Genomic DNA, 14,006 nt, shown 5'->3' with positions numbered 1-14,006 from the left:
TATCGCGATGTATCGCGTTACTGTCCTGCCGTGGGACGCGCCGGGCCGGCGCGTCACCGGAGGGAGGACCGATGACCGGCTGGACCGTGGACGCCCCGCAGCGGCTCACCCTGGACGGGCCGGTCACCCGGCTGGACGTCCACCTGCTCGGCGGCCGCCTCAACGTGGTGGCCACCGACGGCCCGGCCCGGGTCGACGTCACCCGGGTCGGTCGCCGGCCGGTCCTGGTCGAGCACCGGGACGGTCGGCTCTCCGTACGCCAGCAGTGGCGCCGGCGGTGGTCGGAGTTCGTCTGGTGGGTGGGGCCGCTGTCCCGGCTGGCCCGGGTCGACGTCTCCGTCGCGGTCCCCGCCGACGTGCTGGCCGACCTCGAACTGGTCGAGGGCTCGCTGGTCGCGTCGGGCCTGCGCGGTCGGACCCGGGTGGAGGTGACGGCGGGGCGGATCACGCTGATGGGGCTGCGCGGCCCGACGTCGGCGAGGACCACGTCGGGCCCGGTCGAGGCGCTGGGCGTGTCCGGCGACCTCGACCTGGAGACGGTCTCGGGCGAGGTGACCCTCGCCGACAGCGCGGCCGGGCAGGTGCGCGCGGCCACCGTCTCCGGCGCCATCACCTGCGACCTGGACAATCCCCGGCGCAGCGACATCCGGCTCAGCACGATCTCCGGCGGCATCACCGTCCGGGTCCGCGAGGACAGCGACCTCGCCGTGCGCCTGCACACCACGTCGGGCCGGATCACCAGCGGCTTCGCCCAGGTGCGGGGCAGCGCCGCCCCCGGGGCGGTGGTCGACAGCGAGGGAGTGCTCGGCGCGGGCGAGGGTAAGCTCTGGGCTTCCGCCACCTCGGGCAGCATCGCGCTGCTCGCCCGCCGGGTGGACGACCAGGAAGAGGAGCTGCCGTGACCGCCGTGTTCAGTCACGGGCGGCTCCGGCTCTACCTGCTCAAGCTCCTCGACGACGGCCCGAAGCACGGCTACGAGCTGATCCGCCTGCTGGAGGAGCGGTTCCTCGGCCACTACGCGCCCAGCGCCGGCACCATCTACCCCCGGCTGCAACGGATGGAGGCCGACGGGCTCGTCACCCACACCGCCGTCGGCGGCCGCAAGGTCTACGAGATCACCGAGGCCGGCCGGGCCGAGCTGCGCCAGCGGGCCGGCGAGCTGGCCGCCCTGGAGTCGGACATCGCGGCCTCGGTCGAGGACCTGTCCGCGCTGGCCGGGGAGATCCGCGACGAGGTACGCGGCTCGGTCCGCGACCTGAAGCGGGAGCTGCGCGAGGCGGCGCGGCAGACCCGACGGGCCCGCTGGACGCCCCCGGCGCCCGGTCCGGCGCCCGTTCCCGGCCCCGCCGCAGGGCCGGGAACGACGCCGCTCGCCGAGTTCGACCAGCGGCTGGCGGCCTTCGCCGTCGAGGTGGGCGCCCTGGTGCGGGCCCGCAGGCTCACCGACTCGCAGCTGCGTACGGCGATCCGGCTGCTCGACGGCGCGCTGGACGGGCTGCGGCGGCTCCTGCGCTGACCACGGCGGTCGGCTCACAGGCTTTTTCCAGGAAGTGCCCAGCGCGGACGCAGCGAGAGCGCGGATGATGGGCGCATGGCCGCTACCCAGACCGAGGCGCGACTGCTCGTCGTCGAGGACGATCCCAACATCCTCGAACTGCTCTCCGCGAGCCTGCGCTTCGCGGGCTTCGACGTGGCCACCGCGACGAGCGGCAGCGCCGCCCTGCACGCCGCCAAGGACCACCGGCCCGACCTGGTCGTGCTCGACGTGATGCTGCCCGACCTGGACGGCTTCGAGGTCATCCGGATGCTCCGCGAGGGCGGCACGCGCACGCCCGTGGTCTTCCTCACCGCGCGCGACGCCACCGACGACAAGATCCGCGGGCTGACCCTGGGCGGGGACGACTACGTCACCAAGCCGTTCAGCCTGGAGGAGCTGACCGCCCGGATCCGGGCGGTGCTGCGGCGGACCAGCACCGGCGAGCAGGCGCCCTCCCGGCTGACCTTCGCCGACCTGGAGCTGGACGAGGAGACCCACGAGGTGCACCGGGCCGGTCAGCGGGTGCAGCTCTCGCCGACGGAGTTCAAGCTGCTGCGCTACCTGATGCTGAACGCCAACCGGGTGCTGTCGAAGGCCCAGATCCTCGACCACGTGTGGAACTACGACTTCCGGGGCGACGACAACATCGTCGAGTCCTACATCTCCTACCTGCGCCGCAAGGTGGACAACACCCAGCCCCGGCTGATCCACACCCTGCGGGGCGTCGGGTACGTGCTGCGCAAGCCGGCGGCGTGAACCCGGTCCACCAGGGGAAGGCATGGCTGCGTGGCGTCCCGCTGCGGGTGAAGCTGGTCGCCGCGGTCCTGACCCTGGTCGCCGCCGCCCTCCTGGTGATCAGCTCGCTGACCACCGTCTTCCTCCGGGGCTACCTCATCGAGCAGGTGGACGAGGAACTGAGCCGCACCACCGGCTCGGTGGCCGCGGTGCTGAACCTGTACAAGGAAGGCCGGAAAAGCACCACCACGCTGCCCAGCGACTTCATCATCTCGTTGGCCCAGCCGGCCGGGGTGATGTCGCCCGAGTACGACAGCCAAAACATCCGCCCGGAACAGCTGCCGCGGCTACCGAGCACCACCGAGGGGTTCGCCGCGCTGACCGGCGAGCCGCGCACGGTGCTCGCGCAGGACCACAGGTCTCGCTGGCGGATGCTCTACACCCAGTTGGACGACGGCGAGATCCTGGCCGTCGGCCAGCACCTCACCGACGTCGACCAGGCCGTCAAACAGCTGATCTGGATTGACCTGCTGGTCGGCGGGTCGGTGCTGATCCTGCTCGCCTCGATCGGCGCGGCGATCGTCCGGACCAGCCTGAAACCGCTGGTGGAGATCGAGCGTACGGCCGCCGCCATCGCCGGCGGCGACCTCACCCGGCGGGTGCCCGACCCGGAGGAGGGACAACCCGTCCCGACCTCGGAGCTGGGCCGGCTCTCCCGGGCGCTGAACGCAATGCTGGCGCAGATCGAGGCGGCCTTCACCGCGCGGGCCGCCTCGGAGACCGCCGCCCGGGCCGCCGAGACCACGGCGCGGGACGCGGCCGGCGCGGCGCGGGCGTCCGAGGCGCGGGCCCGGCGCTCGGAGGAGCGGATGCGGCAGTTCGTCGCGGACGCCTCGCACGAGCTGCGCACCCCGCTGACCACCATCCGGGGCTTCGCCGAGCTGTACCGGCAGGGCGCGGCGAGCGCGCCGGAGCAGACCGCCGACCTGCTGCGCCGCATCGAGCAGGAGGCGGCCCGGATGGGGCTGCTGGTGGAGGACCTGCTGCTGCTGGCCCGGCTGGACCGGGAACGGCCGCTCGCCCTCGCCCCGGTGGAGTTGCCCGTGCTGGCCAGCGACGCGGTCGAGGCCGCCCGGGTGGTGGCGCCGGAGCGCCGGGTGGAGCTGGAGATCGAGCCTGGGTCCGGCCCGCTGGTGGTCTACGGCGACGACGCCCGGCTCCGTCAGGTGATCGGCAACCTGATGACCAACGCCCTCACGCACACCCCGCCGGACGCCTCGGTGACCCTGCGGCTGCGGGTGGAGCCGGGCAACCTGGCCGTGGTGGAGGTGGCGGACACCGGCCCCGGGCTCACCCCCGACCAGGCGGAGCGGGTCTTCGAGCGCTTCTACCGGGTGGACGCGGCGCGTACCCGGCGGGCCGGCGGCAACACCGGCACGGGGCTCGGCCTGGCCATCGTGGCGGCGCTGGTGCGCGCGCACCACGGCACCGTCGAGGTGGCCGACACCCCGGGCGGGGGCGCGACCTTCCGGGTCCGGCTGCCGCTCGTGCCGGACATCGAGGGTGATGGCGAGTGACTTTCAGCCAACATTCAGGCCGGTTCCAGGCTGGTCGCAGTGCTCCGAGCGAAGGTGGATGCATGACCGAGTACGAGTCCGACCCGCAGCGCCGGCCGGCCGCCACCGACGCCGAGCCGTCGCACCCCACCGCCGAGCTGCCACGCGTCGAGCGCGCGCAGTCCGACTCCCACCCCGACCCGGCCCCGGCCGCCCCCGGCGACACCGCCGCCCCGGCCCCGGCGTCGGCCGCACCCGCCGCGCCGGCCCCGGCCGCATTCGAAGCGGCGGGCGGCGACGCCTTCCGTACCGCCGAGCCGGGCCGGACCACCGACGCCCCGGTCGCGGGCGACGTCGCGATGCGCGCCCCGGAGCCGGCCCGCGCCCCCGAGGGCGCCACCGCTCCGGACCCGGTCCGTGGCCCCGGCGTCCCGGCCGGGCAGCCCACCCCGGCGGGACCGTTCCCACCCGCCACGGCCGGCCCGTCCGCCCCGCCCTACCCCGTGTCCGGCCAGGCCCCGGGCGGCCACCCGCACGCGGCCGGGCAGCCCGGCCAGCCGCAGGGCACGCCGTACCCGGGCGCGCCGTGGTACGGCCAGCAGTCCGGCTGGAGCGGCGGGGGGCAGCCGGGACAACTGGGGGCGGGCTACGGCCAGCACCCGCACCACCCGGGCCAGCCGGTGCCGCCCTGGGCCCCCGCGCCGGCGGCCGGCCCCCGGCCGGGCCGGATCGCCAAGCTCGCCGGCGCCGGCGTCGCGGTCTTCGCCCTGATGCTCGGTTCGGGCGTCGCCGGCGGGGCGCTCGCGCTCGCCGTGGACGGCGACTCCGGGACCACCCGCACCTACTCCGCTGCGCCGGTGATCAACAGCGCCGACCTGCCCCGGATCGCCGCCGCCGTGCAGCCCAGCGTCGTCTCCATCGCCACCGACAGCGGCGAGGGCTCCGGCGTGATCCTCACCGCCGACGGCTACGTGCTCACCAACAACCACGTCGTCGCCTCCGCCGGCCAGGACAGCGTCCGGGTGGTCTTCGCCGACGGCAAGACCGCCCAGGCCCGGATCGTCGGCACCGACCCGAAGACCGACCTGGCGGTGGTGAAGGCCGCCGGCGTCAGCGACCTGAAGCCGGCCACGTTCGGCGACAGCGACGCGATGCAGGTCGGCGACCAGGTGCTCGCCCTCGGCAGCCCGCTGGGCCTCCAGGGCTCGGTCACCGCCGGCATCCTCAGCGCCCGCGACCGCACCATCCAGGCCGGCAGCGGCCAGCAGCGGCAGGAGCCGGGCCAGGGCGCCAGCTCGATCGCCGGGCTGCTCCAGACCGACGCGCCGATCAACCCGGGCAACTCCGGTGGCGCGCTGGTCAACACCCGGGGCGAGGTGATCGGCATCAACACCGCGATCGCCACCGCCGGTCAGGGCAGCACCGGCAACATCGGCGTCGGCTTCGCGATCCCCAGCAACAAGGCCAAGGACGTGGCCGGCAAGCTCCAGCGGGGCGAGAAGGTCAGCCACCCGTCGCTCGGGGTCAGCGTGACGGCCGCCGAGGGCGGCGGGGCGCTGGTCGCCGCCGTCACCTCCGGCAGCGCCGCCGAGAAGGCCGGGCTCCAGCGCGGCGACGTGATCACCCGGTTCGGCGACAAGCCGGTCAACGACTCGGACGACCTGGTCGGCGCCGTGCAGGCCGGCAAGGTCGGCGACCGGGTGGCGGTGACCTACAAGCGCAACGGCGCCGAATCCACGGCAACCGTGACGCTCGCCGAGACGTCGTAACACGTAACCGAGACTTTCCTCCTCCCTCCGGCGGCGGGTGGCGGGGCCAAGGGGGTTGGCTCCGTCACCCGCCGCTTCCTCTGACGGCGGTTCGCCCGGTGCGGGTGAGCCGCCGTCACCCGTCGGCCCGGCATCGTCGGTGGCAGACCCGGCGAGGCGTACGGAGGGATGCGATGACCACGGCAGCGGCCGTCCGGACCGACGACCGGATCCAACGGGACGTGCTCGACGAACTGGCCTGGGACGCCCAGGTGCAGCAGAACGACATCGGGGTGACCGTCGCCGACGGCGTGGTCACGCTGACCGGTTGGGTGGACGGCTCCGCCCGCAAGTGGGCGGCGCAACGCTGCGCGCAGCGCGTACGTGGGGTGCGGGCGGTCGCCGACGACATCGAGGTGCGCCTGCCCGGCGAGGCGGGGCATACGGACGCCGAGATCGCGATCGCGGTGAGCCGGGCGCTGGAGTGGGACAGCTTCGTCCCCGCCGAGCTGCTGGACGTCACGGTGGCCAACGGGTGGGTGATGCTGCGCGGCGAGGTGGAGTTCGGCTGGCAGCGGCGTACCGCCGAACGGGAGGTGCGCCGGCTGCGCGGCGTACGCGGGGTGACGAACCTGGTCGAGGTGCGCCCCGCCGCCCGTCCGGACGCCGAGCGGATCCGGCGCGACCTGCAGCGGGCGCTGCTGCGGGGGATCGGCACCGAACGGGTGACCGTCGAGCTGGACGGGGACACGGTGATCCTCGGGGGCGTGGTCCGTTCCTGGTGGGAACGGGACGAGGCGGAGCGGCTGGCCTGGTCCGCAGCCGGAGTGCGGGCGGTGCGGGACCGGCTCCTCGTGGGCGGGTGAACGCCCGGCTTGTCCGGTTTAGCCGTGCCGTCACCGGGAAACCGCCATCGATCCCGCCGTGTGGGGTGACCGGCCGGAGCACATCGACGCCGGCTGCCCACCTGCACCATCGACCGACGGGGAGGACTCGTGGCCGTGAACCACCTGCCGACCGACCGGGCGGCGGAACGGCCGTTGCGGATCGCGATGGTGGTGCCGCCGTGGCTGTCGATGCCCCCGCCCGGCTACGGCGGGCTGGAACAGGTGGTGACCGGCCTGGTGGAGGCGTTGAACGAGCGGGGACACGCGGTGACCGTGTTCGGGGCGGGCCAGGAGCACGGCACCCCCGCCGACTTCGTCTCCACCGTGCCGGATTTGCAGTACGAGCGGCTCGGCGAGGCGCTGCCCGAGCTGGCCCACCTGGCCCGGGTCAACCACCTCGTCGACGCGGCCGACTTCGACGTCGTCCACGACCACACCACGATCGGCCCGCTGGTCGCCGGCCGCCGGGCGGTCCCCACCGTGGCCACCGTGCACGGCAACCCCGTGGGCGAGTACGGCACCGTGCTCAGCGACACCGACCCGGGCGTCGGGCTGGTCGCCATCTCCCACGCCCAGCGCCGGCTCAACCCGCGACTGCCCTGGGTCGGCACGGTGCACAACGCGATGGACGTCCAGGGCATCCCGCACAAGACCGCGCCTAGCCACGGCCCGGTGCTCTGGCTGGCCCGGTTCAGCCCCGACAAGGGCCCGGACGTCGCCATCCGGGCGTGCCGGGTGGCCGGCCTGCCGCTGGTGCTCGCCGGCAAGTGCAACGAGCCGCCCGAACGCCGCTACTTCGACGAGGCGGTCCGGCCCCTGCTCGGCGAGGACGTCCACGTGGTGCTCGACGCCGACCGGGCGGAGGCGCTGCGGCTGCTGGTCGAGGCCCGATGCCTGATCATGCCGATCCAGTGGGAGGAGCCGTTCGGCATGGTGATGGTGGAGGCCATGGCAACGGGCACCCCGGTGGTGGCCCTGAACCGGGGGGCCGTGCCGGAACTCGTCCGGCCCGGGGTGACGGGCCTGATCTGCGAGGGCGTGGACGACCTGCCCGACGCGCTGCGTGCCGTGCCCGGCCTCGACCCGGCGGACTGCGTCGCGCACGTGGCGCAGAACTTCTCCACCGCCCAGATGGCCGCCGGATACGAGCACGTGTACCGCCGCTTCATCGCCGACGCGGCCCGGTCCGCCGGGGTCCGGGAGCCGGCCCGGGTGGCCGGGCGTTGACCCCGGTCGGCCGTACCTGACCGGCCTCTCCGGCGGCCCGCTCAGCCCGCGCCGTCCGGCGCGCCGGGGCCCGGCCGGCACCGGCACCGGGCGACCGCTTTCCGGCCCGTGCCAGGATGAGGCCATGGCGCGGGAACCGGTGGCGTTCGTGCTCGGGGGCGGGGGAGTCCTCGGCGCGGTCGAGGTGGGCATGCTGCGGGCCCTGTTCCGGGCCGGGATCCGGCCCGACATGGTGCTCGGCACGTCGATCGGGGCGGTCAACGGCGCCCTGGTCGCCGCCGAACCGTCCGAGGCGGTCACCGACCGGCTGGTCCGGCTCTGGGCCTCGCCCGAGGCGAGCGAGGTGTACGGCGACTCGGTGGCCCGGCAACTGCGCCGGTTCGCGGCCCGGACCCACCTGCACTCGCCCCGCCCGCTGCGCAAGCTGCTGGAGAGCGAGCTGGGCGCGGAGACCACCTTCGCCGACCTCCGGGTGCCGTTCCGCTGCTGCGCCGCGAACATCGAGCGGGCCGCCGAGCACTGGTTCGACAGCGGTCCGCTGGTGCCCGCCGTGCTGGCCTCCGCCTCGGTGCCGGGGCTGCTGCCGCCCGCCCAGATCGGCGACCAGCACTACGTCGACGGCGGGATCGTCAACTCCATCCCGATCGGCGAGGCCGTCGTCGCCGGCGCCGGGCGGATCTTCGTACTCCAGGTGGGGCGGATCGAGCGGGAGCTGAGCCCGCCCCGGCGACCCTGGGAGATCGCCCAGGTCGCGTTCGAGATCGCCCGGCGGCACCGGTTCGCCCGGGAGATGGCGGCCCTGCCCGACGGGGTGGAGGTGCACGTGCTGCCCACCGGCGGGTTGAACCCGCGCGACGACACGCCGTGGGCGTACCGGGACATGGCGGCGGTGGGGCGGCGGATCAGCCGGGCCTACACGGCCTCGCGGCACTACCTGGCCACCCAGGTGCAGCGCTGATGCCCCTGCCGCCGCGGTGGCTGCGCCGGGTGCTCCTGGCCCCCGGCGTGGTGCTGCTCGCCTTCCTGGTGGTGACCACCCTGCCGGTCTGGGCGCTGCTCGCGGCGGCCGCCTCGCCGCTGGTCCCGGGCCGGCTTCGGCCGCTGCGACTGCTCTGGATCGGCTGCGTCTACCTGGTCTGGGACGCGGCGGCGCTGCTCGCGCTCTTCGTGTTCTGGGTCGCCTCCGGCTTCGGCTGGCGGGCCCGCTCGCCGGCCTTCCAGCGGGCCCACTACGTGCTCGCCGGCTGGTTCCTGCGGGTGCTCTTCTGGCAGGCCCGCTGGACGCTGCACCTGAGCATCGACGTGGTGGGCACCGATCCCGACACCGCCCTGCCCGGCCGGCCGGAACTGGTGCTCTGCCGGCATGCCGGCCCCGGCGACTCGTTCATCCTGATCCACGCCCTGGTGAACTGGTTCAACCGGGAGCCGCGGATCGTGCTCAAGGACAGCCTCCAGTGGGATCCGGCGATCGACGTGCTGCTCAACCGGCTGCCCAACCGCTTCCTCGCGCCCGGCCCGGACGGGCGGGGTTCGGTGACCGAGCAGATCGGGCACCTGGCGGAGGGCCTGGACGACGACGACGCCTTCGTGATCTTCCCGGAGGGCGGCAACTTCACCCCGCGCCGCCGGCTGCGGGCCATCGCGCGGCTGCGCGCGCTGGGCCTGGAGCGCATGGCGCTGCGCGCGGAACGGATGCGGCACGTGCTCGCCCCGCAGCCCGGCGGGCTGCTCGCGGCCCTGGACGCCGCCCCCGACGCCGGGGTGATCTTCGTGGCGCACACCGGCCTGGACCGGATGCTCACCGTGGCCGACGTGTGGCGGGAACTGCCGATGGACAAGCGGATCGTCATGCGCTTCTGGTCGGTGCCGCCCGAGGAGGTGCCGACCGGCCGGCAGGAGCGGATCGACTGGCTCTTCGACTGGTGGGCGCGGATCGACGAGTGGATCGCGGCCAATCGGGACGGCGCCGCGTAGGGTGCGCTGGTGGACCAGATCTGCGTGGTGACGACGGTGGTGGACGCGCGGTCGGTCGCCGACGTACTGGCGGCCGCGGCCGTCGCCGGACGGCTGGCGGCCTGCGCGCAGGTGGGCGGCCAGGTGGACAGCACCTACTGGTGGCGTTCCGGGGTGGAGACCAGCACCGAGTGGTCGGTGCAGTTCAAGACCGCGCCGGACCGGGCCGCCGCGCTGGTGGAGCAGATCCGCGCCAGCCATCCGTACGAGGTGCCGGAGATCCTGGTGACCCGGGTGGACAGCGGCGACCCCGCGTACGCCGCCTGGGTGCACGAGCACACCCGCCCCTGAGTACGCGCACTCTGGAGCCGTGACGGGAGCCGGCCGACAATGGCCGGGTGCAGAACACCGGTTACCCCTGTCCCGCCTGCGGCGCGCCGGCCTCCCTCGGCTCCGGCTGCTCCGGCTGCGGGCGACCGCCGTACCCGGCCGCCGCCGAGGTGATCCGGCTCGACCGGGAGATCGTCGCGCTCGGCGGCGAGGTCGAGCGGGCCCGCGCGGCGTACCAGGGGCTCGTCGACCGGCTCGCGGCGAGCCGGCGGCGCCGGGCGGAGCTGGCCGCCTCGATCCGGGCGGAGTTCCCCGGCCCGGCCGCGCGTCCGGTTCCCGCCGCCGTCCCGGCATTCGCGCCGGCCGGCCCGGCGCCGGCGTGGCCCGCCGGGGGGCCGGTCGCGCCGGTTCCCGCGCCGGCCGCCGTGGGCGGGGCGGAGACCTCGACCCGGACGGTCCAGAGCCTGCTCTTCGTCCTCGGTGGACTGCTGCTGGGCACCGCGGCGGTGGTCTTCACGGCGGTCGCCTGGGCGGCGGTCGGGGTCGCCGGCCGGGCCCTGATCCTGGCCGCGTTCACCGCGCTCGCCCTCGCCGCGCCGCTGGTGGCGGTGCGGCGGGGGCTGCGCGGCACGGCGGAGACCTTCGCCGCGGTGGGGCTGCTGCTGGTGCTCCTCGACGGGTACGCCGCCTGGACGGTGGACCTGTTCGGGGTGGCCGGCTGGCCCGGCACCCGCTACGCCGCGCTGGTCGGGGGGGCCGGCGCGGCGGTCGCGGCCGGCTACGCCCGGCTCAGCGGGCTGACCGTGCCGTGGTTCGCGGCCCTGGTGACCGCGCATCCGGTGCTGCCCCTGTTCGCCGTCGGGGCCCGGCCGGACGCCGCCGGCTGGGCGGTGGTCTTCGTCGGGGTGGCGCTGCTCGACCTGGCGGCGCTGGTCGCGCTGCGGCCTCGGGGCGGCCCGGCGGGCGGCGCCGCGACCCCGGCCGGCGGGCCACCGACGGTCGCGTCCCCCGGGACCGGGGCACCCACGCCGGCGGTGGCGGTGCCGGGGTCGACGGTCGCGCCGCCCGGACCGGCCGTCGCGGCACCCGGTGCGGTGGGCGGATCGGGGGAGCGTCCGGTGGTCATCGCCGGGCGCGTCGTCGCCTGGATCGGGTACGCCGGCGCGCTGGCCGTGGCCGCGAGCTGCGCGCTGGTGCCGCTGGCCCTCGGCCGGGCCGCCGGCACCCCGCTGCTGGCCGGGGGGCCGCTGCTGCTGGTGGCACTGACGTTGCTCGGCGCGGCGGTGCTCACCGGCGGTCGGGTGTTCCGCGCCGTCGCCGCCGGGCTGCTGGTGCCGGTGCTGGCCGGGGCGGTCGTCCGCCCCGTCGCGGAGCTGGGGACGGCACCGGTGCTCACGGCGCTGGTCGTGGTGGCGCTGGCCGGCGCGGTGCGGCTGCTGCCCGCCGGCTGGCGGACCGGTCCCCGGGTCGGCGCGCTGCTGGTGGCCGGGGGGACCGCCCAGCTCGCCGTGCTGGGGGCCGTGGTGCTCGCCGGCGGTGCGGTCGGTCGGTCGCTGCCGCCGTGGCACGGTGCCGCCGCCGGGCCGGACATCGCCCGGGGTTGGCAGTTGCCGGTGGTGGTCGCGCTGACCCTGGCGGCCGTGGGGCTGCTGCTGCCCCGGGCCGCCCGGCCGGCGCTGGCCGCGTTCGCCGTGGTGGCCACCGTGCTCGCCGTGCCCGCCGGCTGGCCGTCGCCGTGGCCCGCCGTGGTGGCCCTGGACCTGGCTGCGGGGGTGGGCCTGCTGGCCGTCGGGGTGGGGCGGCCCGGCGCCCGGTCCGGGACGGCGGTGACGGCGGCGGCGTCCGGAGCCCTCCTGCTCGGGCACGGGCTGCTGGTGGGGCTCGCCGCCCCCGGCGGGGTGGGGGCGGCGCTCGCGGTGGTCCTGGCCGCCGGGCTCGCCGTGGCCGCCGCCGGGCGGCGCGGCACGGCCGTCCAACGCGGGATCGCCGGGGTGTCCCTGGCCGTCGCGTCGCCCGCGGTGCCGGCCGTCGCGGCCGTCGCCCTGATCGCGGCCGGAGCGCCGGCCTGGTGGCAGGCGCGGGCGGCGCTGGCCGCCGTCGCGGTGCTGCCGGTCGGGCTGCTCGCGGTCCGCCGGCACTGGCCCGACCTGCGGACGTACGCCTCCGTCGGGCTCGCCGTGGCGGTCGCGCCGGTCGGGTTGGCGCCGGTGGTCGTACCGGCCGACGAATCGGTGGCCCTCTACGCCGCCGTGGCGGTCCTGCTGGCGACGCTGAGCGGTGCGGCGCGCTCCGACACCGTCCTGCGGGTGGCTGGCGCCGGGCTGCTGGTGATCTCCCTCGCCGCCGCCGCGCCGGTGGCGTTGACGGTGCTCCTCGCCCCGTACGGCGGGGTGTCGCCCTGGTCCGGGGCGCCCGCGGTCGAGCCCGTCCCGGAGGCGTTCCCGGTCGGCGTGGCGCTGGCCGCGCTGGCGGTGGCCGCGCTGCTGGCGGCGGGGCCCGATCGAGCTGTCCCGGGCGCGGTCCGGCCCGGTGCCGGCAGGTCCGGCGCCGTCGGGGGCGGTGCCGGCGCGCCGGGTGCGTTCGGGTCCGGTGCCGGCATGCCAGGCGCCGTCGGGGCCGGCGGCGGAGCGTCGGCGCGCGGCGGGTGGTGGCGGGCCGCGCTCGTCGCGCTGCCGTTCGCGGCGACCGCCCTGCCGGTGCTGCTGGTCGCCGCCGGCGTGCCGTGGCCGGTGGTGCCGGCCGCCACGCTGGCCGTCGGGGTGGTCGCGGTGCTGGTCGCCGCGCTGGCCGCGCCGCGCCCGCTGCTCGCCCCGGTCGGGGTGCCGGTGGGGCTGGCGTTGACCGCCTCCGGGCTGCTCGGGCTGTTGGCCACCAGGGCGGGCACGCTCGCCGGCCTGGGCGTGCTGGTGGTGGCGGCGACCGTGGTCGGCGTGGCCGCCCGCCGGGACGACGCCCGGCTCGTCGGTCGCCTGGTCGCGGTCGCCGCCGCGACCGGCTTCGCGGTCACCGCACCGCTGGCCGGCGGGCTGCCGCTGCGGACGGCCGCGTTCAGCGTGCTCGCCGTCGCGGTGCTCACGCTGGCCGCCGCCGCGCTGCTCGGCGGCCACCGGGCGCAGGTCGGGGCCGCCCCGGCCCGCCGAGGGTCCGCCCCGGCGGCGGTGCTGGACGCGGCCGCCCAGGCGGTGGCGCTGGTCGCGCTGCTGCTCGCGGTCGGGGCGCTCCGGCACGCGGCGGCGGTCTGCGTGCTGTGGGGCGCCGCCGTCGCGCTGCGGGTGCTGCGCCCGGGCGAGCCGGCGGGCCGCCGCTGGGCGTTCGCGGGCATCGCCGGGGGCAGCGAGCTGCTCGGCGGCTGGCTGCTGCTGGCCGCCGGGGGAGTGGCGGTCCTGGAGGCGTACACGGTGCCGGCGGCGGCGCTGGCCCTCGGGGCGGGCGTGGCGGCGCTGCGCACCCGGCCCGGGCTGACCAGCTGGCTGGCGCTCGGCCCGGGGCTCGCGGCCGCGCTGCTGCCGAGCCTGGTGTCGGTGCTGGTGGCGCCGGATCCCCAGCCGTGGCGGCGGCTGCTGCTGGGGGCCGCCGCGCTCGGCACGGTGCTCGCCGGGGCGACCCGTCGCTGGCAGGCGCCGGTGCTGCTCGGCGGGGTCACCCTGGCGCTGCTCGCGCTGCACGAGCTGGCCCGCGGGTGGGACCTGCTGCCCCGGTGGATCTTCCTGGCCGTCGGCGGGTTCGCGCTGATCGGCCTCGCCGCCACGTACGAGCGGCGGCGACGGGACCTGGCCCGGCTCCGGGCCGCCGTGGGCCGGATGGGCTGACCGCCGGGGTGCGTGGAGGTAGGGCCTGCCCTACCCCCGCTCGGGGGGTGGACAGGGTTACTCAGCGCAACCGTGCTCGGGAGACTGGACGGCAGGGGCGGGGGGGGGGGGGGGGGGGGGGGGGTGGGGGGGGAGGGGTGCGGGGGGGGGGGGGGGGGGGGGCGCATACGATCAACAGGTGAGTGCGGAGCGGGCGGGTGTGGTGGAGGTCGGCGCCGGCATCG

At 76.6% G+C, this 14,006-nt stretch carries 10 protein-coding genes and 2 pseudogenes; all 12 read left to right on the top strand.

Annotated elements, in window-relative coordinates; translation table 11 throughout:
* Positions 1-71 precede the first annotated feature (71 nt).
* The 12 genes and pseudogenes from ACZ6O2_RS22270 (at position 72) to ACZ6O2_RS22215 (ending at position 13,782) form a co-directional block, all read left to right on the top strand.
* Entirely contained in the window at positions 72-902 is an 831-nt protein-coding gene (locus tag ACZ6O2_RS22270) for a DUF4097 family beta strand repeat-containing protein (protein WP_466024129.1), read from the top strand.
* Positions 899-1,516 carry a PadR family transcriptional regulator gene (locus ACZ6O2_RS22265; protein ID WP_466024128.1) on the top strand — a complete coding sequence of 206 codons (618 nt, stop codon included), beginning with the start codon at positions 899-901 and terminating at the stop codon, positions 1,514-1,516. The genes ACZ6O2_RS22270 and ACZ6O2_RS22265 overlap by 4 nt, the downstream gene beginning before the upstream one ends.
* Before the next feature lie 75 nt (positions 1,517-1,591).
* Positions 1,592-2,293, top strand: a complete 702-nt coding sequence (locus tag ACZ6O2_RS22260; protein ID WP_091103329.1) for a response regulator transcription factor — start codon at positions 1,592-1,594, stop codon at positions 2,291-2,293.
* Positions 2,290-2,455: pseudogene (locus tag ACZ6O2_RS22255) on the top strand (two-component sensor histidine kinase); the annotation flags it as partial. The gene ACZ6O2_RS22260 and the pseudogene ACZ6O2_RS22255, both read left to right, overlap by 4 nt.
* Before the next feature lie 182 nt (positions 2,456-2,637).
* A pseudogene (locus ACZ6O2_RS22250) lies at positions 2,638-3,849 on the top strand (HAMP domain-containing sensor histidine kinase); the annotation flags it as partial.
* Between the two features lie 62 nt (positions 3,850-3,911).
* Positions 3,912-5,597 (top strand): S1C family serine protease, encoded by a 1,686-nt coding sequence (locus tag ACZ6O2_RS22245; protein ID WP_466024127.1) that lies wholly within the window; start codon positions 3,912-3,914, stop codon positions 5,595-5,597.
* Between the two features lie 173 nt (positions 5,598-5,770).
* Complete coding sequence (locus ACZ6O2_RS22240) at positions 5,771-6,442, top strand: BON domain-containing protein (protein WP_466024126.1); 672 nt, start codon at positions 5,771-5,773, stop codon at positions 6,440-6,442.
* Between the two features lie 186 nt (positions 6,443-6,628).
* Positions 6,629-7,690, top strand: coding sequence for a glycosyltransferase family 4 protein (locus ACZ6O2_RS22235; protein ID WP_466024161.1), 1,062 nt, complete (start codon positions 6,629-6,631; stop codon positions 7,688-7,690).
* 124 nt (positions 7,691-7,814) lie between these two features.
* The gene (locus tag ACZ6O2_RS22230; protein ID WP_466024125.1) at positions 7,815-8,648 is read left to right on the top strand and encodes a patatin-like phospholipase family protein; all 834 of its coding nucleotides are present in this window, start codon (positions 7,815-7,817) and stop codon (positions 8,646-8,648) included.
* Positions 8,648-9,664, top strand: coding sequence for a 1-acyl-sn-glycerol-3-phosphate acyltransferase (locus ACZ6O2_RS22225; protein WP_466024124.1), 1,017 nt, complete (start codon positions 8,648-8,650; stop codon positions 9,662-9,664). Before ACZ6O2_RS22230 ends, ACZ6O2_RS22225 begins: the two co-directional genes overlap by 1 nt.
* 9 nt (positions 9,665-9,673) lie before the next feature.
* Positions 9,674-9,994, top strand: coding sequence for a divalent-cation tolerance protein CutA (gene cutA, locus ACZ6O2_RS22220; protein WP_350703705.1), 321 nt, complete (start codon positions 9,674-9,676; stop codon positions 9,992-9,994).
* 47 nt (positions 9,995-10,041) lie between these two features.
* Entirely contained in the window at positions 10,042-13,782 is a 3,741-nt protein-coding gene (locus tag ACZ6O2_RS22215; protein WP_466024123.1) for an SCO7613 C-terminal domain-containing membrane protein, read from the top strand.
* The last annotated feature ends 224 nt before the right edge of the window (positions 13,783-14,006 follow it).

It is taken from the genome of Micromonospora sp. NPDC048040 (genome assembly GCF_055587185.1).
Note: the sequence above shows the minus strand (reverse complement) of the source record. Positions and strands in the feature narration are given on the sequence as shown.